We start from the raw sequence: 25,437 nt of genomic DNA on the forward strand, positions 1-25,437 counted from the left end.
TGAATACCTGATTCTGCTAGCGGTCAGTGGCTCGCGCCAGCCCATCCAGGGCTGGGGCTTTGATGTTGACCGTCGGGCGACGCAAGCGTTCTCTCGCAGGGCCGATCGTCAAGCGTGTCGTAGTCCTCGAGAGCCGTCCAATCGCCGAACACGTTCACAGTGGGCTGGTTCAGCGCCCCCTTTTGGTCAACCGAAGGGGCGATGCCGGTGCGCCGGTAGGTGAAGAGCGCGCGAAGAATGGGTTTGGGGTTTGGCCCCGTGCTGAAGGTGCAGACGGCCGCTCTGCCGAGCTGATCGGTCGGGGTGGGCGAGGCGTGACGTTGATCTCTCGGTTCGTCTGCTCGCCGCACGGTGTCGGGGAAATCGACTGCGAACAGGTACGTCGTTCGTGGCTCGATGTTCAAGGTGGGTATGTTGTTCACTCTCAGAGTCCAAAGCTCCTGGGCTGCTTCGACGTATCCAGGGGGAACCAGTGCTTGCATCGCGGAGCTGCCCAGATAACTGAAAAGAACGTCGGTCTCGGCTATCGCACGTACGAAGGTTCCGTCCGGTGATTTGAGGTCGAGCGCACGGGTCGGGATCCATCGGAAAGGGAACTGTGACGGGTCTGCACCTTGAGCCGGCGGGGGGCCGGTTAAAGGGAGGTCGTTGGTCTGTGCGTCGCCAGAACAACTGACCATCGGCAGCAGCAAGAGCGCGAGAATAACTGAATAGAAGGAGCGCATAGTTTTTTGTTCCTCCGTCAGCCGACCGGTTTTCCGCCCGGGACGAGTGGAAGCGTGCCTGCCTGCGGTGGTGGTCCGGGTTGGTCGGGTGCGCCGACACCGAGATCGAAGTTGCTGTCGAAGCCCTGTGACATCTGCTCACTCATCCACTTCGTCCACTTGCCTCCATTGGCCTTGTCCCACTCGATCAGCTGTTCGTAGTTTGGCCGGCCTTTTTCGTCGAAGCCCCCAGGGAACTGGTCTTGAAGGGAGGGGTCGGTGGATGCCGCACCAACGAAGTATGCGAACCGAATGGCCTGTGGATCAGTCAACGCAGGAACGTTCACCGAGGCGTAGCGCGCCCTCTCCTCTGCGGTCATTGAATCGAGGTCAGGCGGTCCACCGAACAGTCTCTGTTCGACTTCAGGCGGGACCAGAGCATTGAGCGCGGCTCCGTAGGTGCTCACCGAGGCGACATACCTCAGCATTGTTGCCGCATTCAGCTTGTCCTGATAGTCGCCGACGCGGTCCTTGTATGCGGTCTCGGACAGGTGCGCGATTTCCTCGTCCATGCCATCTCGCATCGCATCCGCCAGGAGTCCGGCAGCCACGCCGAGCTGGGGAAGGTCATGTGCTCCTGCCTGGTACGCCATCGCGAGCTGCCACTGCGCACCGGCCTGGTTGATGATCGCAGCGGCCGCCGGGTCCGAGTCCAAGGCTCGGAAGACGTTCTTGAGCTCTCCTGCGGTCAGTTCTCCGGCACCGTACGTGGGAATACCGGTGGACCCGGTGAATGAGTGCGCGTAGTCGCCGAGGTAGGGGGCAAGCGCGCCCGCCAGCGTCTGTGCGAGGTGCGGGCTGTTGACGCCGAGGTTTCCGCCGATCGACATGTTCGACTCGGCGCCGAGGTACTTCCCGAGTGCGGTGGCGGTGTCGGCGGCCGTGCCGGCGTAGTAGGAATTCTGTGGATTGCCGGCGTCGGAACCGACCCACTTGAAGAGATTGTTGACGTTGGTAGCGTTTTCATCCCACTTGTGGCCGAACAGCGCGTCCAGATGACTGTCGGCGTTGAATTTGCCTCCGTCTGAACACGTTACGTCCATATTTGATCCAGTGACGAAGTCATGGATTGCGGCCTTGTCCGGACTCGCGACTCCGATCATCTTGTCAAGGAATCGGGAGGTCTCTTCGGGGGTCATGATCACGTCCCCGAAAGCCCTGCGAGTCGGGTCGCCCTCGAGTGATGCGGTGATCTCTGCCGCCTGCTTCAGGAAGGCCCGGTCGATGTCGGTACCCATTCGAAGCGAATCGTCGCCCGCCAGGAGAAGGTCTGCCAGCGCGTCGAACTCGCCAAGACGCCTGACCACGGAACCGTGGGCGGAGGGGGCTGTCTGCGCGGGCTTCTCGGTGAGTAGCGTCCGCACGTTCGTCGGCAGGACCGCCATCCCGCCGGCGTCCCCGGCGTCGGTGGACACAGACGGATTGCTCATGATCTGCATTCCGTTGGCGAGCAGGTTTCGAACTGCGGCACTCTGCTCCCCGGTGCCAGGCAGTCCGGTGATCTCCTCGACGGACATGCCGTCCATCCCGCGGAAAAGAGTTCGAAGGAAGTCGTATTGTCCCTGCGGGATGTTGACAGGTTGACCCGCATGCAGCGCCTGTAGTTGCTCCGGTGTCAGGTTCCCGGCGGCGGCGAGCGCGTACATCTGCTCTTGGGTCAGGCCACGGCCGTCTTCCCAGTTGTCCAGGATCTTCGCTGCGCCACCGGCACTCAAACCTGCTGCGGGAGGCGTTAATTGGTCGAGCACGCCGTTTGCGCCCCGGATCGCTGCCGCGATGTCGGTATCGGCCGTGTCGAAATCTCTTGCAACCCCCTCCATCCAGAGTGTCGCGTTCTCGACGATCCGCGCACGGGTGGCCTTCAACGTTTCGAGTGCGGTGAGTTGCTCGTCGTCTCCGGCGGCTGCGGATTCGGCAAGCGCATAGTTGTATGAGTCGGTGACCTTCCAGTTGTCCGCCACTGAGTAATCGTTTGCCTCGTAGGCCGTTGCGGTCAGCTTCAAGTCGCCTGCCAAGGACGACAAATTTGTGTGCCCGGTGGTGATGGCATTGGCGAGGGAGGTGAAGGTTGCCGAGACCCGCATCAGTTGGGCGTGTTCCCTGTGGGCGCGACTTTCCGCGGCGTTCTTCGCGCCGCCGGACCAGTCCAGCCTGGTGATGGTGTCCCGTGTGGTCTGGGCGTCGGATGCAGTGCGTTCGGCGTAGTCGTTCAGTTCCTCAGCGAGCGTCGTCATCTTGTCGAAGTTGAGCTCGGCGACGATCGACCGGGTGGGGTAGACCATCAGCCGGGCTGACCCGGAAGCGGCCGGTTCAAGTCGACTAGGCCGGCAAGTCGATTGGCCGCGGTGACATCGGATCCCTCGTAGGCGTCAGCAGACTCGTTGAGGATCGACTCCCAAGCAGCCTTGCGACCGCCGAGTGTGGCCAACGCAGACAGCAGGGACGTCTTTGTCTCGGAAAGCGCTGTCCCGGTGTCGAGTTGGTCTACGCCCGCAGCCGCGAAGGTGACCGCGAGCCCGGCGGTTGACGTCGAAGGTGGCCACACCGGCCCAAAGGCGACCGCCGGCGCAAACTTGGTCGCTGCTTTCCGCAACTCGTCTGGATCAACCCTCGTTGTCATCGCAAACTCCCCCCGCAGTTTGTTGCATGCTAGCCGACTCGCGGACTGGTCGATGTGCAGCCATCCACAGGCAGTTGGGGTCGTCAATAATTCTTGACAACATCAAGATGTCAACATAACCTGACACCATGCACGCCGACCAGAAGACCGAAACGCCGGACGACGCCCAGGGCGCTGACCTCGCCGGAGACGCCGCGAGCAGTGACCCGGGGAAGGGCCTGGCAGCGGTTCGAGCGCTGCGCACGTTGGCCGACCGACTCGAAGAAGTTCAGGTCGCCAACGCTCGGGCCAATGGCTGGAGCTGGCAGGCGATCGCCGAAGTGCTGCAGATCAGCCGGCAGGCCGTGCATCAGAAGCACTCACAACGTGAGGTCCGCGAGGGCGGACCCGAAGGAGTCAAAGATGTTCGAACGATTCACTCGTGATGACAAGATGCTGCTGGCTTTCGCCACGCAGGAGGCCGCCGACCTCGGCCATCGGCAACTCGGCAACGACCACCTCATCCTGGGCATGCTCTGCAACGCCCGGAGTCCGCTGTTCTCGATCCTCGCCGATCAGGGGCTGACCCTGGCATCGGCGCGGGAAGTGGTGCGCAAGTACCACGACGAGCACGCCGACCAGGCCGATGTGACGGACACCGACGACGAGTCGGCGCGCCGGCGCTACGAGGAGGACCGGGAAGCGCTGCGCAGCATCGGGATCGACCTCGACAAGGTCCGCGAAGCCGTTCGCGGACGATTCGGTGAGGACCTGTCCGACGGCTGGGGCGAACGCCCCGGACGGGGGCCGGGCCGACGAGGAGGCCCCGACGACGGTCGTGGACACGGCCGAGGACGTGGACGCCGGCACGGACACGGTCATCATGGACCGCACCGTGCCCGCGGACCCCGCCCCGATTGCGGGCCAGAAGGTTTCGACCCGCGCTTCGGCCCCGAGGGTGTCGGCGGCTTCGGACCCGGACCGTTCGGCCCCGGCGGCGAGGGACCCTGGGAACCGGGTCGTGGCCGTCGTGGTCCGCGCGGACGGGGTAACCGCCCTCGGTTCGCGTCGGCCACCCGTGCGGTGTTCGCCCGGGCGGTCGAGATCGCCCGCGAACGCGGCGACCGCCAGCTCCGCGGCGAGTACCTGCTGCTCGGCATCATCGACGCCGCCGACGAGGCTTCGCGGGCGCTGATCGAATCGGCCACCACCGCAGATGAACTCAAGGCCGCCGTGTGGGCGAGCCTGCCCGAGGTCGACGCGGAGGTCTGATTCCCGATACGAAGAAGCCCGCCCCGGAGCAGATCCGGAGCGGGCTTCTTCGCCGGCAGACTATGAGGTCAGTGCCAACGCCACCGCGGTGACGACCGCCCACGCCAGCATCGCCTTGCCGGTCGTCCCGATCGACGGGATCAGCGCCGGACCCTGCGCCCCGGTGCGGACCGGCGTGTACGCCTGCCACAGCAGTGGGAACGTCAACAGCCCGACGAGCGCCCACGGGGTCGCGAAGGCCAGCGCCACGCTCATCACGAGCGGGGCCATCAGCAGGACAGCGAAGAGGATTCGGGTGCGGGGGTCGCCCAACCGGACGGCGAGGGTGATCTTGCCGCTCTCGGTGTCGGAGGGGATGTCGCGCAGGTTGTTGACGACCAGCACGCTGCAGGAGACCGCGCCGACACCCACCGCGCAGGCGAGGCCGACCAGGTCGACGCGGTCCGACGTCACGAACTGGGTTCCGAGCACCGCGACCAGACCGAAGAACACGAACACCGCGACCTCGCCCCAGCCCGCATAGCCGTACGGCCGCTTACCGCCCGTGTAGAACCAGGCACCCGCGATGCACACCGCACCCACCACGACCAGCCACCAGGCCGTTGCGATCGCCAGCACGAGACCGCACACCGCCCCGATGCCGAAGCAGATGAACGCCGCGGCCTTCACCGAACCCGGGGACGCCAGACCCGAGCCGACGAGGCGCAACGGACCGACACGGTCGTCGTCGGTGCCGCGCACACCGTCGGAGTAGTCGTTCGCGAAATTGACGCCGATGATGAACGCCATCGCCACGGCCAGCGCGAGCCCGGCCTTCCACCACGAGATCCCTCCCCATCCCGAGGTGCCGTGGAGCGCCGCTCCGACGCCGGCCACGACGGGCGCCACGGCATTGGGGAGAGTCCGCGGGCGTGCGCCCTGAATCCACTGCGATGCGGTTGCCACGGATCGATCCTGCCACGCCGCCGGATCGCCGCCGACCACCCCATCAGATGTCGCGCATCGTTGCGACGCGCGACACGATCGGCGACATCTGCGGCCGGCCTCAGTAACCCGGAACCGCACCGACCTGCGGATACGTCTGATGAGAGTGCGTACTCCACCGAAACTGCGGGCCGTTGCCCTCGAACACGACGGTGTCATCACCGCCGGCGAGGCACGCGATCACGGACTGGATCGCTCGGCGGTGCACCGTCGGGTGGCCGCCGGCGAATGGGTCCGTGTCCGACCCCGGCTGTACCGACTCGCCGACCACCCTGTGACCGACCGCACCACCACCCGGATCGCGACGCTGTCCGTCGGTCCCTCGGCGATCCTGTCGGGACTGGCGGCGGCATGGTGGCATGGCATCGTCGACGACCCGCCCGCGACGATCACCGTCACCGCTCCCCGCGGACGGCACGGTCCACCGGTCAAGGGGGTGCGCATCATCAACCGGTCCCTCGACGACGCGGATATCCTCGTCCGAGGAGACCTGCGGGTCACCGGAATTGCGCTGTCGGCGCTCGAAGGGGCGGTCGAACAGGGGGCCGGGGTGATCGACTCGGCGCTGCAACAGCGTCGGATCACCGTCGATCGACTGGAGGAGGCCTACCGACGTCGGTACCGCTGTGTCGGAGCCGCCGAGATGGGACCGATGGTCGAATTGCTGGAGTCCGGCGCACGATCGGCCGCGGAGCGGCTCGCGGTGACGATCCTCGACGACGCGGGGATCGTCGGCTGGGTCGCCAACCATCCCAGTTGCGGGTACGAGATCGATCTCGCGTTCCTCGAGCAGATGGTGGCGGTGGAGCTCGACGGCTTCGCGTTCCACCGGGACGCCGGGACGTTTCAGAACGACCGCACCCGACGGAACGCGCTGATCGCGGCCGGCTGGACTGTTCTGAACTTCACCTGGAGTGACCTGACGGAACGGGCCGGCTACGTCGCGTCGACCATCCGTCAGGCGATCAGCGTCGCGGCTTGACCGCAGTTGTCGCGAAAGGTGTTGCGGCCCGACACGATCCGCGACACCTACGAAGAGAAGCGACGCCGCAACTCGCGCCGGTCGGGTTTACCCGGGCCGCGCAGCGGCAGCTCGTCGACCTCGATGACCTCGCGCGGCGCCGCAAACCGGCCGAGTCGTTCGGCGACCGAACCACGAATCCGGTTGGCGTCGAGGAGCTCTCCGCGCCGTGCGACGACCACCGCGACGACCTTTTCGCCGAGACGGTCGTCGGGGAGCCCGACGACGACGCATTCGGCGACCGACGGGTCCTCGGCGATCACGGCCTCGACCACCTGCGGCACGACGGTGAGTCCGCCGGTGGAGATCGCCTCGTCGGCGCGCCCGACGATCGACAGGACACCGGCGTCGAGGCGACCGAGGTCGTCGGTGCGGAACCAACCGGACTCGGCGAAGGCGGGATGATCCGGCAGATTTCGGTAGCCGTGGGCGACCATGGGGCCGCCGAGGATGACGCGACCGACACCGTCGGGCGACGGCTCGTCGATGCGGATGGAGACGCCGTCGAGCGGGATGCCGTCGTAGACGCAACCGCCTGCGGTCTCACTCATCCCGTAGGTGCGGACGATGGGGAGTCCCTCGTCGACGGCCCGGTGCAACAGGGGAGCGGGGGTCGCCGCTCCGCCGACGAGCAGGCCGTCGGCGGAGCGCAGCGCGGCGGTCGCCCGTGGTGAGTCGAGGACCTTGATCAGCTGCGTCGGCACGAGTGAGGTGTAGCGACGGGGCCCGTCCAGCCGGTCGAGCGCATCGGCGAACGCGTCGGCGTCGAAGCCCACAGCCAGGTCGAGGACGGCGGGTGTGTGTCCGGAGGCGAAGGCCCGCAGCAGGACCTGCAATCCGGCGATGTGATGCGGGGCGAGGGCCAGGAGCCAGTTGCCCGGGCCGCCGAGGCGGTTCGCGGTCGCCCGCGCCGACGCGGCCAGCGTCGCCGGGGTGTGCTGAGCCCCTTTGGGGATGCCGGTCGACCCCGACGTGGAGACCACGAGCGAGACCTCGTCGGCGATCGGCTCACCCACCGCCAGCGCTTCGGTCAGAAGCGCTGTCTCGCGGGCGTCGTCGGGGGTGGGGACGATCGCGACCGAACCGTCGAGCACCGCCAACAGCTCGTCGCGTCGGTCCACGACCTCCGGCCGAGAGGGAAGGGCAAGGGCGCGAAGAGTTCTCAGGACTCGGCCCGATTCGCGTCGGGTCCGTCGAACGGCCAGCCCGACGATTCCAGGTGACGGCGCACGCGGGCGATGTCGTCCTCGTGCGGTAGCTCGCGGGTGACCTTGGTGATCGCGACGGCCGCGTCGATCTGGGAGATCGGCTCGGGAGGTGGCGGCGACTGACGAATCAGCCGCGACGACACCTCCTGCACCTCGTCTTCACTGAGCTGACGGCGCAGGAGGGCGACGAGTGGAATGTAGTCGCCCTGGGGTACGCCGTCGGGATATCCGGTGCGCAGCCATTCGATGATGCGGTAGAGCAACTGTGGGCGGTCCACTCCTCACCCCCTTTCTTCGACGGGACGCAGGTGTGTCGGGCGCGTTGCGGTGACGCGGATGCGTACCCACTCAGCGTGATTGTAGGTTTCGGCGCCACGCGGTCGGTCCTCGGTGTCTTCGGAGCGCGATGTCAGGCTCGGCTGGACACCAGCGGCCAGCCGACGGCGGCGAGACGTCCGGCGACCTGGTTGACCTCTTCGGGCGTCGGGGGTTCGCTGGTGACCCGCTTGATGGCGTCGCTGATCTGGTTCTCGGTCACCGGTTCCCGGGGGCCGTACTCCTTGACCAGTTGCAGTGCGACGGCAGTGACCTGCTCATCGGTCAGCACACGCGTGAGGAGCGCCATCAGGGGCGGGAAGTCGGTGCGCGAGACACCTTGGGGATAGCCCTTGCGAATCCAGTTGATCACCGATTCGAAGAGCGGGGTTTCACTGCTCATGATTGATCGCGTCTCCGGCTCTTGCACATCTGGAACAGCTGTTTACCCGGGTGGGGTCACTTGTAACCAAACGGGAAGAGCTTGATGCCGGTGTGGAAGTAGAGGGTCTGCCGGGTGATCCACAGCAGCGCGGTAAGGATGACGAGTGCGACGACGGCGAAGATCGCGTAGCTCAATACGCGCATCGCCGGGTTGCCCTTGATGACCGAACCGTCGATGACCTCGTCGGAACCCTGCTCGTGGACCCGGAGGCCGACCGCGAACAGTGCCGGGAGGCCGGCGCCGAAGATCAGGCCGACGACCAGCACCTTGGCGATCGCCTCGACGATGTCCATCTCAGCAGGGTCCTCTCGTGTGCTCGTGTTGTGGTCGGCCCGTGACGATCAGGCGGACCGGGCGGTGGTGTCCGGGGTGGCCCCGGGATCGGTCGGCAGCACCGAGCCGGTGGTCTCGTCCCAGTCGTCGTTGACGTTGCCCGCGTCGACCTTGTTCTGCTGCGCGCGCCGGTACATGTAGGCCGACGCCGCGATGAGGAGGCCGAAGATCGCCGCTGCGCCCGCGACGTCGCCGAGCAGGTGGGCGATGTAGAACGATGCCGCGCCGACGAGTCCGGCCGCGGGCAGGGTGGTGAGCCACGCCACGGCCATCCGGCCGGCGACAGCCCAGCGGACCTGTGCGCCGCGTTTGCCGACGCCGGAGCCGAGGATCGAACCGGTGGCGACCTGCGTGGTGGACAGCGCCATCCCGGCTGCGCTGGAGGTCAGGATGATCGCCGCGGATGAGGCCTCGGCGGCCATGCCCTGCGGGGAACTGATCTCCACCAGGCCTTTTCCGAGGGTGCGGATGATGCGCCAGCCGCCGAGGTAGGTGCCGATCGCGATGGCGACGGCACAGCTCGCGACGACCCACAGGGGGAGTCCGTGGCTGACGGTCGAGGCGTCGAGATGGCCGGTGACGATCAGGGCCATCGCGATGACGCCCATGGTCTTCTGCGCGTCGCCGGTGCCGTGGGCGAGCGAGACCAGTGAGGCGCTGGCGATCTGGCCGTATCGGAAGCCCTGTTCCTTGCGGCTCTCGGCGAGGTGACGGGTGATCGTGAAGACGAGCCAGGTTCCGCAAGCGGCGACGAGGCAGGCGATCACCGGGGCGAGCAACGCGGGCACGATGATCTTGCCGAACACCCCGTGCCAGTTCACGCCGGAGAGCCCGATGGCGGCGATCCCGGAACCGATGAGGCCGCCGAACAGGGCGTGCGAGGAACTCGACGGCAGGCCGAAGAGCCAGGTGAAGAGGTTCCAGAGGATGCCGCCGATGAGTCCGGCGAAGATGATCAGCAGCGCGGTCGTCGGGGTGATGCCGGCGACGATCTCGCCGGCGTCGGGGCCGGAGGTCTGCTGGATGTTGAGGACTTCTTTGGTGATGGTGGCGGCGACCTCGACCGAGAGGAAGGCGCCGACGAGGTTGAGGATGGCGGAGAGTCCGACGGCGACTTTCGGTTTCAGGGCGCCGGTGGCGATCGAGGTGGCCATGGCGTTGCCGGTGTCGTGGAAGCCGTTGGTGAAATCGAAGCCGAGGGCCGTGATCACCAACAGCACCAGGATCAGCATTTCGCCGCTCATATTTTCATCATGAGGGCTGGGCATCGAAATTCCTAAACGTCTCGGCACGGTTTCGTGGGGATTCGTTGTCTCCTCGGCGTGTCGCGCTTGTTGTCGCAGTTCAGCACCGGTGTGTCGTCCGTCGCTCTCCGGGGCGAACGAACGCTCGGCCGGGCATGGTGGAACCGGCGGTCGCTGTGGAAGAATCCGACGCCATGACATCGATGAAGCTGGGCATGCCGATCAACTACGCGGGCGACTTCCGCGAGACCATCAACAATCTCGCCGACTTCGAGGCTGCGGGTGTGGAGCGGATCGCGGTGCCGGAGGCCTACAGCTTCGACGCGGTCTCCCAGCTCGGCTTCATCGCCGCGAAGACCGAGAAGATGGAACTGCAGACGGCGATCCTGCCCATGTACTCGCGCACCCCGACCAATCTCGCGATGACCGCGGCCGGCCTCGACTACATCAGTGGCGGCCGCGCGGTGCTCGGCATCGGGGCGTCGGGACCGCAGGTCATCGAGGGCTTCCACGGCGTGAAGTACGACTACCCGCTGGGCCGCGCGCGCGAGCACGCGGAGATCTGTCGCATGGTGTGGCGCCGCGAGAAGCTGAACTACCAGGGCAAGCACTACACCCTGCCGCTCGACGAGGAGCACGGCGGTTCGGGACTCGGTAAGTCGCTCAAGATCATCAACCATCCGGTCCGTGAGAACATCCCGCTGCTGTTGGCCGCCATCGGGCCGAAAAACATCGAGCTGGCCGCGGAGATGTTCGACGAGCTCCAGCCGATCCTGTTCCACCCGGAGCAGATCGACGCCGCATTCGGCGAGTCCCTGGCCGCAGGCAGGGCCAAGCGCGACCCGTCGCTGGGCGAGCTCGGCATCGTCGTGCAGGCCACCGCGCGGGTCTCCGATGACCCGGAGCAGATCAACAACGCCAAGGAACTCGTCCGCCACCACGCCGCGCTCTACATCGGCGGCATGGGTGCCCGCGGCAAGAACTTCTACAACCAGCTCGCCATCCGGTACGGCTACGTCGACGAGGCGAAGCTCATCCAGGACCTCTACCTCGACGGCAAGAAGGTCGAGGCCGCCGCGGCCGTCCCCGAGGAGCTGGTGAACGCCATGTCGCTCATCGGTTCCAAGTCTCAGGTCGCCGAGCGCGTCGCCGCGTTCCGTGCGGCCGGGGTCACCTGCATCCTGGCCTCGCCGACCGCGCCCACGCACAAGGAACGGGTCGCCGAGGTCGAGGCGTTGCGCGACGTCTTCGGCGGCTGACCCCGCCCGGCCGGTCCTCGGCGGTCGCGGAACCTCTCAGTCAGAACACCCCAGTACGGCGGCCTTCGCGAGGCCGCCGTACTGGTATGTGTACACCGCACCCCAGAGCACCGGGTTGGGGCTGTAGTCGCGCGGGAGCGCGTGCATGACGACGTCGCCGCCGAAACACTGACCGAAGATGAACCGCGCCCGCACCAGGTGGTAACTCCAGCTGACGACTATGACGTCCTGCCAGTCGTGGCGTCGCGCCATCTCCTGGACGAACATCGCCTCGCCGCGCGTCGTGGAGGGTTTCGGTTCGAAACAGGTGACCGTGATCTCCGGGGTGCTCGCCGAACACACCCGCGGCATCATCGAATCCTGTTCGGTGTAGGGCCGATAGGGGTCGGAGATCAGTACGTGGTCGGCGTAACCCCTGCGCGCCAACTGGATTCCGTAGTCCTCGCGGCCGTCGTGTTCGCCGCCCAGGACGACGATGGCGTCGGCCTTGCGAAGCGGGTCGTCGTGGACACGCGTGAACAGCTGGTAGCCGAGCACGCCGCCGACGGCCACGGCGACGAGGACTGTGCAGAGCAGCACCCGGATCAGACGTTTCACCGCAGTGATCGCAACCTGTCGTCGACGACGGCCCGACCGGCGGCGGACCCGGGCTGTCGCAGTGGCTCGCGGGTTCCCGAATTCCGCAGGGCCACAACGAGGAACACCAGCATCAGCGACAGATCGGTCACCGAGACGGGGATGGACACCGTGCTGAAGTCGAGTTGCATCCCGAGCACGAAGAAGGCGATGAAGCACCCGCCGTACAGGGCGACCTCCGGACGGGACGAACGCAGGCAGCGATAGGCGAGGTAACAGGCGTAGATCATGATCGCGGTGAAGACGATTCCCACGATCAGCCCGCCGCGGTACACCGAGAGCAGCGGTGCGTTGGCGACGTAGTTGATGGTGAACGCCTTCTCGGGATCCTTGAATTCGGCGATGCCCCAACCGTGTCCGAACAACCAGTGTCCGCTCATCTTCTCCGGGAACTCGCGCAGGGCGTCGGTGCGTGCGGCGGAGCCGGTGTCGCCGTCACCGAAGGAGGAGAAGATCCGTCGCCGGGACGCCGGGATCGCCGACAGCAGAGCCATTCCGCCGACCAGCGTGCCGACGAGCGCAGCCCGGCCCCGTGCCGACATGGTGTGGAAGGCGAGCATCAGCAGCAGGGCCAGCACGACGGAGAAGATCGCCGCGCGGCTCAGGGTCAACGCGACCGCTGCGAACAGGACCGCCGCGATCATCGAGCGACGGTATCCGTCGAACACCAGCAGGCTGATCATGAGTGCCGCCAGGAAACCGATCCCCGCGGCGTTCGGGTCGATGTAGGTGCCCGACAGACGAGCCGTCACCGACGCCCCGTCGAAGACGAACCGGCCCGCCGACGACGCGTCATAACCGAAGGGGGACAGAAGATCAAAGGTCCGGGCGGACTTGTCGACCGTCTGCATCGCGAGGCCCACCGCGGCCGAGGCGGCCGATGCGACCACGAAGACCTGTCCGAACGTCCGCAACTGGTCGGCGCGCAACCGCAGCAGCGCGACGACGAGGAGGATCGCGCCCGACCACTTCACGTACTCGACGATGTCGTCGATGCTCTGCAGGGTCGCCACCACGGACAGTCCGGCGACGCCGACGAAGGCGATGAGTGCGTACTCGAGCGGGGTGAAGGTCGTCACGTCGCGCGGGTGGATCACGGTGGCGAGCAGGACCGCCATGGTGAGAGTGAAGATCAATGGTACGGGCGTACCGGGAACGTAACCTGCGGGAAGCAGGGCGACGATCACCGCGAGTGCCCACAACAACCACGTCGGATGCTGCAGTCCTATATATGATCCCGCGATCAGGGCGATTCCCAGAAATGCCGCGGTCGCGACGGACTCGCCGGCGAGAAGGCAGCCGAAGGTGCCGGCCGCCACCACGGCCACGATCGCGAGTGAACGCACAATCCCCACGCGGGAATCATTACATGAACCATCGGCGGGTATCGGGGTGAGGTCTCCGTCGGGAAACAGTCGTGGCACAACGAGTTCGAGATCACAGCGCTCGAAGCGCGCGAGTGGCCGACTGTGGCTAGAGTTAGCGCGTCGGGGAAAGACACAGGTTTCGAAAACTTCGCCGTGGAAATGTTTCAGAGACATTTCCACGGCTGGTTATTCGGCTCTCGGTCCTGCTCCGCCATCGTCGGGAGGAGTAGGTTTCATGCCATTCAATGAGTATGTCCGTATTGTGGTCCGCTATTGGTGGGCCATCGTGGCGAGTGTTCTCGTCGGCGGGCTGGCCGGGTTCGGCTATGGCATGTACTTCACATCCGTCGACTACGTGTCGTCGGCTCGGCTCTTCGTCACCGCCGAGGGCGGCACATCGGTGGGTGAGTCCTACCAGAACAATCTCTTCGCCGAGGGGCGAGTCAACTCGTACGCGCAGATAGCGACGAGTGAGCAGGTCGCCACCCGTGCCTCGGAAGCACTGGAGGGGGCCATCAGCCCCGCTGACCTGCGGTCGAAGACGACGGCGCTGCCCGTCGAGGACACCGTGATCCTGACCGTCTCCGTGTCCGGACCGAGTCCGCAACGAGCGCAGTCCTATGCGGCCGCGGTCGCCCAGCAGACCGTCGAGGTCGTGCAGGAACTCGAGACGTCACGGCGCGGCGGGACATCGGCGGCATCGGCAGTGCTCTACGACGAGCCCGGGCTCCCGTCGACGGCGGGCCGGCCGTGGATGTTGTGGACCGCGATCGGTGTAGGCGCCGGACTCGTCGTCGGCGTCGTGATCGCGCTGCTGCTCGGCTGGCGGCGTCGCGGAACCGTTGTCGACGAGGTGACCGCCGTCGACTCGACGCATCATCCCGTGCTCGCGGTGCTGTCGCCGCAGACCATCCCGATCGAGACGCTCGGGATCGACGATTCCGCCGTCCGGGACGCGGACGCCCTTCGCGGACTGCACAATCTGATCCGCTTCCTCGGCGGCCGGCGTGACGAACAGGCCCGCGCACCGCGGGTCATCGGGTTCACCGGCGTCGGATCGGATGCGGGTGCCGGCGACGTCGCGGCACGCTTCGCCTCGACCGTGGCCGCCACGGGGAACACCGTTCTCCTCGTCGACGGCGACCTGTCGGGCGGCGGGATCACCGCCGGAACAGAGCTGTCCGCGGATCACGGACTGTCCACCGTGCTCAGCAGCAGCACCGGCAGCGTCGACCCTTACGTCGAACAGGGTGGGCTGACCATTCTTCCCGCCGGGCCCGTCGCTCCGGAAGCTGTTGTGCGCGTGAGCAGTCCGGTCCTGGGTACCGTGCTCGACGACCTGCGTGAGCGTTTCGACTACATCGTGATCGCCTGTCCCCGCATGGGTTCGACCTCTGATTCGATCGTCTACTCGGCCTTGTCCGATGCGATGGTCGTCGTGGTGCGCAGCGGGTCCGCAACCCGAAAAGCCCTGCGCGACAGCGTCGCGGCGATCGAACTCGTCGGAGCGGTGATCGGTACGGTACTCGTCAGCGGCAAGCCTGGGCGGGCGAAGGCGCCGGATGCGACCGACACCGATGAGCCCGGCGCCGAAACCGTCGATGCCGAACCCGGTTCGGAGAGTGTGACCCAGACGATCCGCACCACGATCGATCATGCTTCACGTAACGGCTCCGGCTCGGCTGCCGCGGCGGGGGTCCCGTCGGACGGGCGGGGTCGTTGACGCGGGCGTCGAACCGGAGGCGGTTCGCCGCCGTCGTCGCCGCGATGACGACGGCCCTCGTGGTGAGTGGTTGTGGTGCAGCAGGGTTCACGGATGATCCGTCCCTGGACTCGGCGATCCCGCTCGCCATCCAGTCGCCGCCCGATCTGGTCACTCCCTATCCGGAACCGATTGTCCGGGGCGCCGCGGACACCGGAGGACCCGGCGCGGTACTCGCGGTCGCCGACCCGCCACGCGGCCCGATCCCGGTGATCACCGAACTGGGTGCGATCGTCAAACGAGTCGAGTACCGGTCGACGTCGGGACTGGACCGGTCGCCGACGGTCGTGTCGGGGATCGTCGTCACCCCGAAAGGCGAACCGCCGCCGGGCGGTTGGACGACGATCGCCTTCGGTCACGGCACCACCGGCGTCCTCGACGACTGCGGTCCTTCGGAATACGTCAACCTCATCGGCAGTGACGAGATCATCGCGGCTCTGGTGCTGAACGGTTTCGCCGTCGCGATGAGCGACTACGAGGGCCTCGGCATGCGGGACGTCGACCATCCGTTCCTCGACGCTCGCACGTACGGCTACAACATGATCGACGCGGTACGTGCCGCCCGCGGAGTGTTCCCGGGGCTGGGCAGGAAATGGATCTCCTACGGCGTCTCCCTGGGCGGGATGGCGTCCTGGGCGGCGGGTGAGCTCGCGCCGACATACGGCGGTGGTCTCGACCTGCTGGGCACCGTCGCACTGGTGCCGGTGTCGGACATGACCGGCCTGGTCGAACGCGCCGAGAAGGGCACGCTCACCGCCGATCAGGTCCCGATGATGGCCTACCTGATCGATTCACTCGCACGCGTGCTGCCCGACGAGTTCGACCGCGACGACTACCGCTCGGAGTTCCTGCGGAAGAACTGGTCCGAGGTACTCCGCTGCATCCCGATCGACGTCCAGCAGACCCAGCGGGTGCTGAACTCCATCGGTGTCGAGGATGTCGCACCGCACACCCCGGAGGCGGCGGCACGACTCCGCGACCACCTCGCCGCCACATCGCTCCCGGTGGGCAGGGCCACTGCGCCGATGCTCATCATGTACGGCACCGAGGACCCACTCATCGCCGCTCCGTGGACCGAACGGGCGATCCGCCGGTCCTGCACCGCCGGGTCGCCCATCCAGGCCATGCGCCGGATCGGGGAGACCCATGCCCAGCTCGACTCCGGGCAATCGGTGGCCTGGATGAAGTCCCTGGAGTCCGGGTGGAAGCCGCCGCAGAACTGCGGGGACCGCCCATGAGGTCACCGTCGACCCGCCGACCGGCGGACTACCTGGCGATCGTGCGCCGCAACCTCGTCGTGCTCGTGGCGTCGGTGATCGCAGCCGCCGCCGTCGGGGCCGGTGCGTACGCGCTGATACCGAAAACCTATGAGGCGCACTCGAGCGCACTGATCATCGCGCCGGGGCCGGCCAGCGTCGGCGCCGAACGCGCCAGCGACCTCGCCGGTCAGCTGCGGTCGGCGTCGTATGTGCAGCTCGCGGTGTCCGATCAGGTGCTGGCACGGGTGGCCCGGGCGGATGCCGCCGGGGTCCTCGGCGACGCCGTCACACCGGAGGATCTCCGCGCGCGGCTGACCGTCACCTCGCCCCTCGACAACGCCGTACTCGACGTCGTGGCCACGGGTCCGACGGGGGAGTCCGCCGCACACCTCGCCGGTGCGGTGGTCGACGTCCTGCGGGTGCTGGTGACCGAACTCGAGTGGAGCGACGGCCCGGTCGCGGGTCCGTTGCACGAGATCGACGTGATCGACGTCGCCTCGGTGCCGGATTCACCTGTGCTGCCAGAGTTCTGGGGAACGATCACGACCGCTGTGCTCCTCGGCCTGCTGGTGGGCCTGGTGCTCGTGATCGGCGTCGAGGTCGCGCGTGACCGGGTCGTGGATCCGCGGGAGGCGCGGGTCCCGCGTACGTCGCGGCCGTCATCCCGCCGTCATGACGCACATCGGGGTGCCCCTCTCGAGGGCGCAATCGGAGGGGGAGCGTGATGGGGAGACGATTGAGCGGGCGCATCAGGATGACGTCGGTACTGCTGGCCGCGGCGATCGCCGTCGCCGGCTGTTCATCGGACGCCGGCGAACAAGCCACCCCGACGACCGGTGCGGGGGGCGTCGAGTATCGCGTCAACACCGACGGAGCCGGGCCCGGCGCGTTGCGGGCAGCCGAGACGATGCCGTTGCTCGACCGCCGGGTACGGGCGAATTCGCAACTGGCGCTGCGTGTCAGGTACGTGTCGACCGACGGTCGGACCGGTGCGGAGACGGAGACCTGGGGAGCGTTCTTCGCGCCCAAGGGTCCGGCGCCGGAAGGCGGACGGCCGGTCATCGTCCTCCCGCACGGCACGAGCGGTGTACTCGGCGAATGCGGGGTCACGCTCAAGTCCGATCTGGGTGACCTGGCGGTCACCGCCGCGAGCTGGCTACAGCTGGGCTACGTCGTCGCAGTCCCGGACTATCAGGGCCTCGGCGATCCGGACGAGCAGCGTCCGACCCATCCGTACCTGGATGCGCGCACCTCCGGACGCAACGTGATCGACGCGGTCCGGGCGGCCCGATATCTCGTGCCGGAGACCGGGACCCGGTGGGGAGCCCTGGGTGGCTCACAGGGCGGGCAGGCGGCGTGGGCTGCCAACGCGCTGGCCGAGACGTACGGCAGCGAACTCGATCTCGTGGGTGTCGCCGCGCTGTCGCCGGCCGCCGACGTCGCCGGGCTCGCCGACCTCGCGGCCTCCGGCACCATGACCGTCGACCAGTACGGGCTGTACAACTGGCTGCTGCTTGCACTGAACGCCGAGAACCCGGAGCTGGACCTGCGCCGGTTCGCCGGCCCTGAGGTCGTCGCGTCCTGGGATGAGCTGTCGCAGTGTTCGGCGTCCCGTGGGGCACGGCGAGCCGAGGTGCTCGAGTCGCTGAGCGCGGACGAACTCCGACCGACATCGCCCGAGGCCGTGACCGAGCTGCGGGACCTGTTGCGCGAACGCGCCGTTCCCGACCTGCCGGCAGCGGCGCCGACCATCGTGATCTACGGCGGCAAGGACGAGCTGATCCGGTCCGAGTGGACCGCGGCGGCGGTGCGGCGCAGTTGTGCCCGTGGCGATGTCGTCCACACCCAGTTCCAACCGGCGGCCGACCACGGCGGCGTCGACGGCCGCCAGGTGGTGGGTTGGCTGACCGCCCGATTCGACGACGAACCGAGCTACAACCGATGCGCAGAGATCGAGAGAGCCGGATGACCGAGAACCTGGAACGGCGGGGAGTCCCCGCCGGTGATGTCCCCGCACCCGCGACGACGCCGACCGTCGGTCGCATCCGAGGACTCGACGGTCCGCGCGGCATCGCGTGCTGGGCGGTGCTGATCGTCCATGTCGCCGTGCAGAATTCACCGGACACGATGGCGAGTGGTGGCCTCCAGCTGTTCGGGCAGGCACTGATCTTCTTCTTCGCGCTGTCCGGGTTCCTGCTCTACCTGCCGTACGTGAAGGGCCTGGTTAGCGGCCGGCAGTCCCCGCCGGACGTCCGCTCCTATGCGACGCATCGTCTGCTGCGGGTGTTCCCCGCGTACCTGCTGATCTTCCTCATCACCAACTACGTTCTCCAGGCTTGTTTCGTCGTGAACGAGTTCGTCGCGAGTGAGACCGGCAAGGACACCGGGACCGGGATGATCACCGACCCGGCCATGCTCCTGACCAACCTGACCCTGACGCAGACCTACTTCCCGCAGTACCTGCAGACAGGCATCAGCCCATCGTGGTCGCTGACACTGGAATTCGGCTTCTACCTGTCGTTGCCGCTGTTCGGGATGGCCATGTGGTGGCTACGGCGGCGGTTCGGAACGCATGCCGCGATCCTCGTGGTGACACCACCGGCGATCCTGATCGTGGTCGGGACGATCGGCAAGATGGTCGCGGGCCGGGTCGCCGAGGCCCAGGGCATCACCGCGGTGACCGAGCAGAACTGGGGACCCAACGCCGTCGCCGTCATCCTGCGGAGTTTCTTCGCAGCCGCCGACAACTTCGCGTTCGGCATGCTCGCCGTCGCGGCGTTCGTCGCGGTCGGTACCGGCCACATCTCGGTGCGGGGCGCCCGGCGTCTGCGTATCGCATCGGCGGTGGCGCTCGTACCGTCGTTGCTGATCATGCTGGTGCTGATCGCGGCCGGCTCGTCGTATCAGTCGACCTTCACGGCGCTGTCGTCTGCGCTGTTCATCCTGATCATCGTGCTGCCGCTGGCCGCAGGCCAGGAGGGCAGGCTCGCCACCGTCCTGGACTGGAAGCCGCTCGACTACAGCGGACGGATCTCGCTGAGCATCTACCTCTGGCATTTCCCGCTGATGATCGTGATCGGCAGACTCGGACTGCTGCAGGGTGATTCGGTGACGGGTCTCATCGTCAACGTCCTGCTCGTCGGCGCGGTCAGCCTCGTGTTCGCGAGCATCACCTATCGATACATCGAGCAGCCCGCGATGGTGGTGGCCAGGAGGATGCGCCGGCGATGATCGGCCTCGTCCGCCGACATCCCCTCCTCGTCGCGATACCGCTCGCGCTGGTGACGCACACGGTCATGCTGGTCGTGGTGACCTCGGGTATCCGTCTCGTCAACGTGGTCCGGGACCCCGCGGACGGACCGGTGCCGTTCGCGATCGTCGAGGGCCCCGGGAAGGTGGTGTCGGCCGAATACACCGACTCGCTGCCGATCTCGGCACGTCTCGACGACGTCCGCGCGATCCGGGTGACGTACTGGTCCACGGATGCGAACTCGGGAGAACCCACCGTCGTCAGTGGACTGGTGGTCACCGGTCCGGAACCCGACGCCGGTCAGACCCGGCCGGTAGTGGCGTTCGCGCACGGCACCACCGGCATCGACGAACCGTGCGCACCCTCCGTCGCCGCCGGGATGTACGGTCTCGGCGAACTCGCACATGGGCTCGTCAAAGCGGGTTTCGTGGTGGCGCTGCCCGACTACCAGGGCCTGGGAAGTCCCGGGGTGCACCCGTATCTCGACGCCCGGACCGCGGGTATGAACGTGATCGATTCCGTCCGGGCACTGCGGGCGGTGTTGCCCTACGCCTCCGAGAAGTGGGTCGCCTACGGCGGATCGCAGGGTGGCGGAGCGGTTCTGGCCGCCGCGATGGCGGCACCCGAGTACGGCCGAGGTCTGGCGATGCTCGGTGCGGCCGCGATGGTCCCGGCCGCGGACATCGCCGGTGTGGTCGAGAAGTCCCGGGACGGCACGATCACCGGTGACCAGCAGCTCATGCTGCAGTGGATCGTCGAGGCGTGGTCTCGTCGCGACCCGGCGGTACGGCTCGACGACTACCGGCGAGGGGCGGCGGTGGCGGCGTGGGACACGTTGTCCGCCTGTACGGGACCGGCAGTCGCCGGCCGGGCGCAGGCGGCCGAGTCGCTGGCGCCGCGCGACATCGGACCCGGCACGCCGGAGTCCGCGTACAGGTTGTCGGAGATCCTCGCCGGATATGCCGTGCCGGTGGCCCCGACACCGGTGCCGATGTACGTCCTCTACGGCGGCCGGGACACGTTCATCGACGCGGAATGGACCGCGGCGTTCGTCGAACGGGCCTGTGAGGTCGGTGATTCGGTGACCGTCGACTACCAAGAGGACCGCGGGCACCCAGATGTGGACGCGGCCGCATTGCTGCCATGGATCTCGGCCCGCTTCGCCGGGGAACCGGCAGCGTCGACCTGCTCGGAGAGGTGAACGTCATGCACGAACCCACGACGGGGCAGTCGATCTCGGAGTCCGACCTGCGAATCCACGGGGACGCACCGGCCAGGGCCCAGCGGATCATCCGCGCGAAAGACGCGGTCAAACGTCTACTCGCCGCGGGGACCGTGGTCGAACCGGCCGATCACTACTCGGTGGTCGCGGTTCTCGGGCAGTCGAATGCGCATGGTGCCGGAATGTCCGGGGTCGGTGCGCTTCCCGGCCAGCCGGATCGGCGGGTCCACCAGTGGCCGGGATGCGGCCGGCGGCGCGGGCGGATACTGCAGGCCGAGGACCCACTGCTCCACGAGATCCCCGGTGCCGGGGCCGGATTCGCGACGACGTTCGGTTCCCTGCTGGCCGACTACACCGGTGAGGCAGTGCTGCTGGTCCCGTCGGCTCGCGGCGACACGTCTTTCCATCAGAAGAACGGCTACAGCTGGGATCCGGCGAACCGCACTGCGCGCGTCAATCTGTACGACCTCGCCGTACGGCAGATCGGCAATGCCCTCGCGGCTGCCAGCACCGGCTCCCGGCTCGCCGCGATCCTGTGGCACCAGGGCGAGAGTGACGTCCCGCTGACGCCGCCCGACGTCTACCGGGATCGCCTGGACGCGCTGATCACCGGTCTCCGAGACAATTTCGGTGAGGTACCGTTCATCCTCGGCCAGATGGTGCCCGAGGAGATCGCGACCGGACACCCGAAGTATCCGGGCATCGCCGCGGTGCACGCCACCACACCCGACCGGCACTCGGCGTGCGCACACGTGTCGGGACCGGACGGCATGCACAACCCAGGGGAGACGATCCACTACAACTCCGCCGGGCAGCGCGAGTTCGGACGCGCGATGTTCGAGGCCTATCGGGATCTCGCCGGCCCTTCCCGCAGCGAGTGATCGCCACTTCGGTCTCGGAATCACATGGTGGAGCGCGTGATTCCGGTCCGAAGTGGCGATCCTGCCGGGACGCGGGACGCGGGATGCGGGGGCGCCCGGGGCTCAGTAGGCGCCGTCCTTCGCAACCACTGCTCGGGCGGTGCGCCACAGGATCGTCAGATCCTGCATGATGGTCCAGTTCTCGACGTAGGACAGGTCCAGCCGGACCGACTCCTCCCAGGAGAGGTCGGATCGTCCGGAGACCTGCCACAGCCCGGTCATGCCGGGTTTGACGAGCATCCGCCGTGCGACCCGGCCGTCGTACTTCTCCACCTCCTCGGGCAGCGGCGGGCGCGGCCCGACCAGACTCATCTGCCCGGTCAGGACGTTGAAGAGCTGAGGGAGTTCGTCGAGGCTGTAGGCGCGGATCACCTTGCCGACCCGGGTGACCCGCGGATCGTCGTGAACCTTGAACAGCAGTCCCGCGCCGTCGTCGCGGTCGCCGAGACCGCCGCGCATCCGGTCGGCGCCGGTGACCATGGACCGGAACTTCCACATGCGGAACTTCTTGTTCCCCAGTCCGACCCGGTCGGCGCGATAGAAGACCGGGAACCCGGAGTCGACGACCACCGCGACGCCGACGATCAGGAAGACAGGGGACAGTGCGAGAAGGAGAAGCGCTGCGCCGCACCGATCGAGAGCGGACTTGCGGAACCGGGTCGCTGCTTCGTAGCGCGGGTGATCGATGTGCAGCAGTGGCAACCCGGCCACCGGCCGCAGCATCATCCGCGGGCCGGTGACGTCTGTGACGCCGGGCGCGACGACCATGTCGACGTCGAGTCCGTGCAGGTTCCAGGACAGGTCCTGCATCGCCTGATGCCCGAGGGCATCGGCCGAGGTGACGGCCACCGTGGTCGCACCCGACGCCCCGACGGCGGCGAGGACGTCGTCGAAATCTCCGAGGACCGGGACCGCCGCGCCGTCGACGTCGATCTCCGCGTGGGTGCCACGATGCCCGGGCGGCAGGCAGGCGCCGACGACCTGGTACCCGAGCGGGGCCGCGGCCGCCAGGCGCCGAACGGTCGGCCGGACCGACTCGACACCGCCGACCATCAGCACCGACTCACGATGCCTGCCGGAGATCCTCGCCCGTGCGAGGAGCCGCCGGAAGACGTTCCGGCCCAGCAACAAGGTGATGGTCCCCATCGGGAGGGCGAGCGCCAGGTACCCCCGCGCGATGTTCAGTCCGCCGAGGAGGTCGACGATGGCCAGTCCGCCGAAGACCGCGAAGCATGCGGTGACGACCCGGCTGTACTCCTGGGGGCCGGAGCCGAAGATCCGCCGGTCGTAGGTCTGGAAGGCGGCGAGGGCGGCCATCCAGACGACGATCAGTGCCGCGGACACGAGGATCGACGGGATGTGGACCGCGGCGGCCGAATGGAGAGAACCGCTGGGGCCGAACCGGAGCCGCTGGGCCAGGGCCACCGAGGCGACCACGACGACCAGATCGGTGCACCAGAGAGCTCTGGTGTACCGCGGAACCCATGATCGCGATCGTGATTGCCTACGGCGCACGGCGATCAGGCGTCGTGATCCGCCCGGGAACCCCGGCCCCGAATCCGCCGGGATCGTGTCGCGAGCCGAGGTCATGCGATTGCCGCCCGCCGGGATTCGTCCGCGCCCACAAGAGCGAGGTCGTGCCGGCCCATTGCTTCGACCACTTCCGCGAACCTGGTCGTCGGCCGCCAGCCGAACTCGTCGCCGATCTTGCGGGGATCACCCACCAGGTCGACGCCATCCGCCGGACGCACGAAGGACGGATCGGTGGTCACGAGGTGTTCCCACGACGAGATCCCGGCCACCTCGAAAGCGGTCGCGACAAACTCTCCGACGCTGTGGGATTCGCCGGTCGCGACGACGTAGTCGTCGTTCGCCCGGTTCTCGGCGAGGGCGATCATGGCGGACACGTAGTCCCCTGCCCACCCCCAGTCGCGACGCGCGTCGAGGTTGCCCAACACAAGTGGTTCGGTGCTCCCGGCCGCAATCGCGGCCACCCCGGCGGTGATCTTCCGGGTGACGAAACGGGTGGAGCGCAACGGGGATTCGTGCGGGTAGAGGATGGCGTTGGCCACCTCCAGTCCTTTCGATCTCGCAACCCCGGCCATGGTGTGGCCGTACGCCTTCGCCGCTCCGTAGGGCGACGCCGGGGCGATCGGCGTGGTCTCGTTCTGGGGGGTGGTCGTCGAACCGGCGAAGATCTCGGCGCTGGAGGCGTTCACGACGTGGACGCGCTGCCCCAGGTCGTCGAGCGCCGACGCCGCCTCGAGTATCGCGACGGTCGACATCGCGGTCACCCGGGCGGTGGTCAGCGGATCATGCCAGCTCTCCGACACCGAGGACACGGCGCCGAGGTGGAAGATGTGATCGGGGGCGTGGTCGGTGATCACGCGGCGCGTCGATTCCGGGTCGGCGAGGTCGACCGGGCTCATCACCACGTCGCCACCGGACGCACGACCCACCGCGCGGCCCGGTCGTACCAAGGCGACGACATCCCAACCCCTCGTGACCAATTCCTCGATCAGCAGGTGCCCGTCCTGCCCGTTCGCGCCGGTGACAAGGGCACGTGGCGGGGTCATGCGACCTTGCCGGCCAGCTTCTTCGATTCGATGTCGAGATCTGCCTCGACCATCATCGTGATCAGCTCGGTGAAGCCGACCTCGGGCTTCCAGCCGAGGAGTTCACGGGCCTTGGTGCTGTCGCCGATGAGGAGATCGACCTCGGCAGGGCGGAAGAAGCGGGGGTCGATGCGGACGAGATGCTCCCAGTCGTCGATGCCCACGACCTTGAACGCCACGTCGAGCAACTCACGGATGGAGTGTGTCTCGCCGGTGGAGATGACGTAGTCGTCGGCGATGTCCTGTTGCAGCATCATCCACATGGCGCGGACGTAGTCGCCGGCAAAGCCCCAGTCGCGCTGTGCATCCAGGTTTCCCAGTGCGATCGAATCGTCGGTGCCGAGTGCGATGCGGGCGACGGCCTGGGTGACCTTGCGGGTCACGAACTCCGGGCCCCGACGCGGCGACTCGTGATTGAACAGGATTCCGGAGCTGGCGTGCATGCCGTAGGACTCGCGGTAGTTGATGGTCATGTAGTGGCCGAAGACCTTGCTCACACCGTACGGCGAACGCGGCCAGAGCAGTGTCGACTCGCGCTGGGGGACCTCCTGCACCTTGCCGAACATCTCGGAGCTCGACGCCTGGTAGTAGCGGATGTCCTTGCCGGTCGTATCCTGGTGCAGACGAACCGCTTCGAGCATGTTCAGTACGCCCGTACCGGTCACATCGCTCGTCAGTCGGGCATTCTGCCACGAGTAGGCGACGAACGAGACGGCGCCGAGGTTGTAGACCTCATCCGGATTCGCATAGGTCATGGCCCGCATCAAGCTCGACAGATCGAGCAGGTTCCCGCTGACGATGTCGACGTACGGATGCGATTCGGCAAGGCGCGCGGCCTTCGGGTTGTTCTGTCCCCGAACGAGTCCCACGACCCGGTAACCCTTCGAATGCAGGAGCTCGGCGAGGTAGAGGCCGTCCTGTCCGGTGATACCGGTGATCAATGCAGATTTCATCGACAATTC

Annotated in this window: 25 protein-coding genes; 11 read left to right on the forward strand and 14 right to left on the reverse strand. The window is 67.3% G+C overall.

Going from position 1 to position 25,437, the window contains the following annotated elements:
• Positions 1–23: 23 nt before the first annotated feature.
• Genes GKZ92_RS04645 through GKZ92_RS04655 form a run of 3 tightly spaced genes read right to left on the reverse strand, consistent with a single transcriptional unit; the run spans position 24 to position 3,384 of the window.
• Entirely contained in the window at positions 24–725 is a 702-nt protein-coding gene (locus tag GKZ92_RS04645; protein ID WP_155225034.1) for a hypothetical protein, read from the reverse strand.
• A 17-nt stretch (positions 726–742) separates the two neighbouring features.
• Positions 743–3,046: a TPR repeat region-containing protein gene (locus GKZ92_RS04650; protein WP_155225035.1), complete on the reverse strand. Its 2,304-nt coding sequence runs from the start codon at positions 3,044–3,046 to the stop codon at positions 743–745.
• Positions 3,046–3,384, reverse strand: a complete 339-nt coding sequence (locus tag GKZ92_RS04655; protein WP_075862714.1) for a hypothetical protein — start codon at positions 3,382–3,384, stop codon at positions 3,046–3,048. Before GKZ92_RS04655 ends, GKZ92_RS04650 begins: the two co-directional genes overlap by 1 nt.
• A gap of 128 nt (positions 3,385–3,512) precedes the next feature.
• Between GKZ92_RS04655 and GKZ92_RS04660 the strand changes: the two genes are divergently transcribed.
• Entirely contained in the window at positions 3,513–3,809 is a 297-nt protein-coding gene (locus GKZ92_RS04660) for a helix-turn-helix domain-containing protein (protein WP_006358581.1), read from the forward strand.
• Complete coding sequence (locus GKZ92_RS04665) at positions 3,787–4,635, forward strand: Clp protease N-terminal domain-containing protein (RefSeq protein WP_155225036.1); 849 nt, start codon at positions 3,787–3,789, stop codon at positions 4,633–4,635. The genes GKZ92_RS04660 and GKZ92_RS04665 overlap by 23 nt, the downstream gene beginning before the upstream one ends.
• 60 nt (positions 4,636–4,695) lie before the next feature.
• On the opposite strand, the gene GKZ92_RS04670 is transcribed toward GKZ92_RS04665, so the two are convergent.
• Entirely contained in the window at positions 4,696–5,580 is an 885-nt protein-coding gene (locus GKZ92_RS04670) for a 1,4-dihydroxy-2-naphthoate polyprenyltransferase (RefSeq protein ID WP_035753438.1), read from the reverse strand.
• Positions 5,581–5,725: 145 nt separating this feature from the next.
• Here GKZ92_RS04670 and GKZ92_RS04675 point away from each other — a divergent pair, with 145 nt between their 5' ends.
• Positions 5,726–6,601, forward strand: coding sequence for a type IV toxin-antitoxin system AbiEi family antitoxin domain-containing protein (locus tag GKZ92_RS04675; protein ID WP_035753311.1), 876 nt, complete (start codon positions 5,726–5,728; stop codon positions 6,599–6,601).
• A 47-nt stretch (positions 6,602–6,648) separates the two neighbouring features.
• On the opposite strand, the gene menE is transcribed toward GKZ92_RS04675, so the two are convergent.
• From menE to GKZ92_RS04700, 5 genes are all read right to left on the reverse strand, one after another.
• Positions 6,649–7,761 (reverse strand): o-succinylbenzoate--CoA ligase, encoded by a 1,113-nt coding sequence (gene menE / locus GKZ92_RS04680; protein WP_155225037.1) that lies wholly within the window; start codon positions 7,759–7,761, stop codon positions 6,649–6,651.
• Between the two features lie 41 nt (positions 7,762–7,802).
• Positions 7,803–8,126 (reverse strand): DUF3349 domain-containing protein, encoded by a 324-nt coding sequence (locus GKZ92_RS04685; protein ID WP_006358586.1) that lies wholly within the window; start codon positions 8,124–8,126, stop codon positions 7,803–7,805.
• Between the two features lie 131 nt (positions 8,127–8,257).
• Positions 8,258–8,566, reverse strand: a complete 309-nt coding sequence (locus GKZ92_RS04690; protein ID WP_006358587.1) for a DUF3349 domain-containing protein — start codon at positions 8,564–8,566, stop codon at positions 8,258–8,260.
• 56 nt (positions 8,567–8,622) lie between these two features.
• A complete protein-coding gene (locus tag GKZ92_RS04695; RefSeq protein WP_006358588.1) occupies positions 8,623–8,901 on the reverse strand; it encodes a hypothetical protein in 279 nt (92 codons plus the stop codon).
• A gap of 48 nt (positions 8,902–8,949) precedes the next feature.
• Positions 8,950–10,185, reverse strand: a complete 1,236-nt coding sequence (locus tag GKZ92_RS04700) for an inorganic phosphate transporter (RefSeq protein ID WP_164905343.1) — start codon at positions 10,183–10,185, stop codon at positions 8,950–8,952.
• A 194-nt stretch (positions 10,186–10,379) separates the two neighbouring features.
• Here GKZ92_RS04700 and GKZ92_RS04705 point away from each other — a divergent pair, with 194 nt between their 5' ends.
• Positions 10,380–11,444 carry an LLM class F420-dependent oxidoreductase gene (locus GKZ92_RS04705; protein WP_006358590.1) on the forward strand — a complete coding sequence of 355 codons (1,065 nt, stop codon included), beginning with the start codon at positions 10,380–10,382 and terminating at the stop codon, positions 11,442–11,444.
• A gap of 36 nt (positions 11,445–11,480) precedes the next feature.
• Here the strand turns inward: GKZ92_RS04705 and GKZ92_RS04710 are convergent, their stop codons facing one another.
• Both GKZ92_RS04710 and GKZ92_RS04715 read right to left on the reverse strand, forming a co-directional pair.
• The gene (locus GKZ92_RS04710; protein WP_006358591.1) at positions 11,481–12,041 is read right to left on the reverse strand and encodes a YdcF family protein; all 561 of its coding nucleotides are present in this window, start codon (positions 12,039–12,041) and stop codon (positions 11,481–11,483) included.
• Positions 12,038–13,435 (reverse strand): hypothetical protein, encoded by a 1,398-nt coding sequence (locus GKZ92_RS04715; RefSeq protein WP_006358592.1) that lies wholly within the window; start codon positions 13,433–13,435, stop codon positions 12,038–12,040. Before GKZ92_RS04715 ends, GKZ92_RS04710 begins: the two co-directional genes overlap by 4 nt.
• Before the next feature lie 247 nt (positions 13,436–13,682).
• On the opposite strand from GKZ92_RS04715, the gene GKZ92_RS04720 reads away from it, so the two are divergent.
• Genes GKZ92_RS04720 through GKZ92_RS04750 form a run of 7 tightly spaced genes read left to right on the forward strand, consistent with a single transcriptional unit; the run spans position 13,683 to position 21,821 of the window.
• Positions 13,683–15,170, forward strand: coding sequence for a polysaccharide biosynthesis tyrosine autokinase (locus GKZ92_RS04720; RefSeq protein WP_035753307.1), 1,488 nt, complete (start codon positions 13,683–13,685; stop codon positions 15,168–15,170).
• Complete coding sequence (locus tag GKZ92_RS04725; RefSeq protein ID WP_230461896.1) at positions 15,167–16,447, forward strand: lipase family protein; 1,281 nt, start codon at positions 15,167–15,169, stop codon at positions 16,445–16,447. The genes GKZ92_RS04720 and GKZ92_RS04725 overlap by 4 nt, the downstream gene beginning before the upstream one ends.
• Complete coding sequence (locus tag GKZ92_RS04730) at positions 16,444–17,193, forward strand: hypothetical protein (RefSeq protein ID WP_006358595.1); 750 nt, start codon at positions 16,444–16,446, stop codon at positions 17,191–17,193. Before GKZ92_RS04725 ends, GKZ92_RS04730 begins: the two co-directional genes overlap by 4 nt.
• Positions 17,194–17,222: 29 nt before the next feature.
• Positions 17,223–18,437, forward strand: coding sequence for an alpha/beta hydrolase (locus tag GKZ92_RS04735; protein WP_035753302.1), 1,215 nt, complete (start codon positions 17,223–17,225; stop codon positions 18,435–18,437).
• On the forward strand, positions 18,434–19,699 hold the full coding sequence (locus GKZ92_RS04740) for an acyltransferase family protein (RefSeq protein WP_006358597.1): 1,266 nt from the start codon (positions 18,434–18,436) through the stop codon (positions 19,697–19,699). The genes GKZ92_RS04735 and GKZ92_RS04740 overlap by 4 nt, the downstream gene beginning before the upstream one ends.
• On the forward strand, positions 19,696–20,919 hold the full coding sequence (locus tag GKZ92_RS04745) for a lipase family protein (protein ID WP_006358598.1): 1,224 nt from the start codon (positions 19,696–19,698) through the stop codon (positions 20,917–20,919). Before GKZ92_RS04740 ends, GKZ92_RS04745 begins: the two co-directional genes overlap by 4 nt.
• Before the next feature lie 5 nt (positions 20,920–20,924).
• Positions 20,925–21,821, forward strand: coding sequence for a sialate O-acetylesterase (locus GKZ92_RS04750; protein WP_006358599.1), 897 nt, complete (start codon positions 20,925–20,927; stop codon positions 21,819–21,821).
• A 102-nt stretch (positions 21,822–21,923) separates the two neighbouring features.
• On the opposite strand, the gene GKZ92_RS04755 is transcribed toward GKZ92_RS04750, so the two are convergent.
• The 3 genes from GKZ92_RS04755 to GKZ92_RS04765 are packed head-to-tail and all read right to left on the reverse strand — an operon-like array spanning position 21,924 to position 25,428.
• On the reverse strand, positions 21,924–23,450 hold the full coding sequence (locus GKZ92_RS04755; protein WP_042375519.1) for a sugar transferase: 1,527 nt from the start codon (positions 23,448–23,450) through the stop codon (positions 21,924–21,926).
• Entirely contained in the window at positions 23,447–24,436 is a 990-nt protein-coding gene (locus GKZ92_RS04760) for a GDP-mannose 4,6-dehydratase (RefSeq protein ID WP_155225038.1), read from the reverse strand. Before GKZ92_RS04760 ends, GKZ92_RS04755 begins: the two co-directional genes overlap by 4 nt.
• Positions 24,433–25,428 (reverse strand): GDP-mannose 4,6-dehydratase, encoded by a 996-nt coding sequence (locus GKZ92_RS04765; RefSeq protein ID WP_006358602.1) that lies wholly within the window; start codon positions 25,426–25,428, stop codon positions 24,433–24,435. The genes GKZ92_RS04760 and GKZ92_RS04765 overlap by 4 nt, the downstream gene beginning before the upstream one ends.
• Positions 25,429–25,437: the final 9 nt, after the last annotated feature.

Source organism: Gordonia sp. 135 (assembly GCF_009720185.1).
Lineage (GTDB): Bacteria > Actinomycetota > Actinomycetes > Mycobacteriales > Mycobacteriaceae > Gordonia > Gordonia alkanivorans.

Excerpts from the sequence above, each read along its gene's own strand:
- GKZ92_RS04750 (WP_006358599.1), top strand. The coding sequence starts at position 20,925 with ATGCACGAACCCACGACGGGGCAGTCGATCTCGGAGTCCGACCTGCGA.
- GKZ92_RS04755 (WP_042375519.1), bottom strand. The coding sequence starts at position 23,450 with ATGACCTCGGCTCGCGACACGATCCCGGCGGATTCGGGGCCGGGGTTC.
- GKZ92_RS04730 (WP_006358595.1), top strand. The coding sequence starts at position 16,444 with ATGAGGTCACCGTCGACCCGCCGACCGGCGGACTACCTGGCGATCGTG.
- GKZ92_RS04740 (WP_006358597.1), top strand. The coding sequence starts at position 18,434 with ATGACCGAGAACCTGGAACGGCGGGGAGTCCCCGCCGGTGATGTCCCC.
- GKZ92_RS04745 (WP_006358598.1), top strand. The coding sequence starts at position 19,696 with ATGATCGGCCTCGTCCGCCGACATCCCCTCCTCGTCGCGATACCGCTC.
- GKZ92_RS04650 (WP_155225035.1), bottom strand. The coding sequence starts at position 3,046 with ATGGTCTACCCCACCCGGTCGATCGTCGCCGAGCTCAACTTCGACAAG.
- GKZ92_RS04690 (WP_006358587.1), bottom strand. The coding sequence starts at position 8,566 with ATGAGCAGTGAAACCCCGCTCTTCGAATCGGTGATCAACTGGATTCGC.
- GKZ92_RS04735 (WP_035753302.1), top strand. The coding sequence starts at position 17,223 with ATGACGTCGGTACTGCTGGCCGCGGCGATCGCCGTCGCCGGCTGTTCA.
- GKZ92_RS04660 (WP_006358581.1), top strand. The coding sequence starts at position 3,513 with ATGCACGCCGACCAGAAGACCGAAACGCCGGACGACGCCCAGGGCGCT.
- GKZ92_RS04655 (WP_075862714.1), bottom strand. The coding sequence starts at position 3,384 with ATGACAACGAGGGTTGATCCAGACGAGTTGCGGAAAGCAGCGACCAAG.
- GKZ92_RS04720 (WP_035753307.1), top strand. The coding sequence starts at position 13,683 with ATGCCATTCAATGAGTATGTCCGTATTGTGGTCCGCTATTGGTGGGCC.
- GKZ92_RS04645 (WP_155225034.1), bottom strand. The coding sequence starts at position 725 with ATGCGCTCCTTCTATTCAGTTATTCTCGCGCTCTTGCTGCTGCCGATG.
- GKZ92_RS04700 (WP_164905343.1), bottom strand. The coding sequence starts at position 10,185 with ATGAGCGGCGAAATGCTGATCCTGGTGCTGTTGGTGATCACGGCCCTC.
- GKZ92_RS04705 (WP_006358590.1), top strand. The coding sequence starts at position 10,380 with ATGACATCGATGAAGCTGGGCATGCCGATCAACTACGCGGGCGACTTC.
- GKZ92_RS04765 (WP_006358602.1), bottom strand. The coding sequence starts at position 25,428 with ATGAAATCTGCATTGATCACCGGTATCACCGGACAGGACGGCCTCTAC.
- GKZ92_RS04665 (WP_155225036.1), top strand. The coding sequence starts at position 3,787 with ATGTTCGAACGATTCACTCGTGATGACAAGATGCTGCTGGCTTTCGCC.
- GKZ92_RS04760 (WP_155225038.1), bottom strand. The coding sequence starts at position 24,436 with ATGACCCCGCCACGTGCCCTTGTCACCGGCGCGAACGGGCAGGACGGG.
- GKZ92_RS04695 (WP_006358588.1), bottom strand. The coding sequence starts at position 8,901 with ATGGACATCGTCGAGGCGATCGCCAAGGTGCTGGTCGTCGGCCTGATC.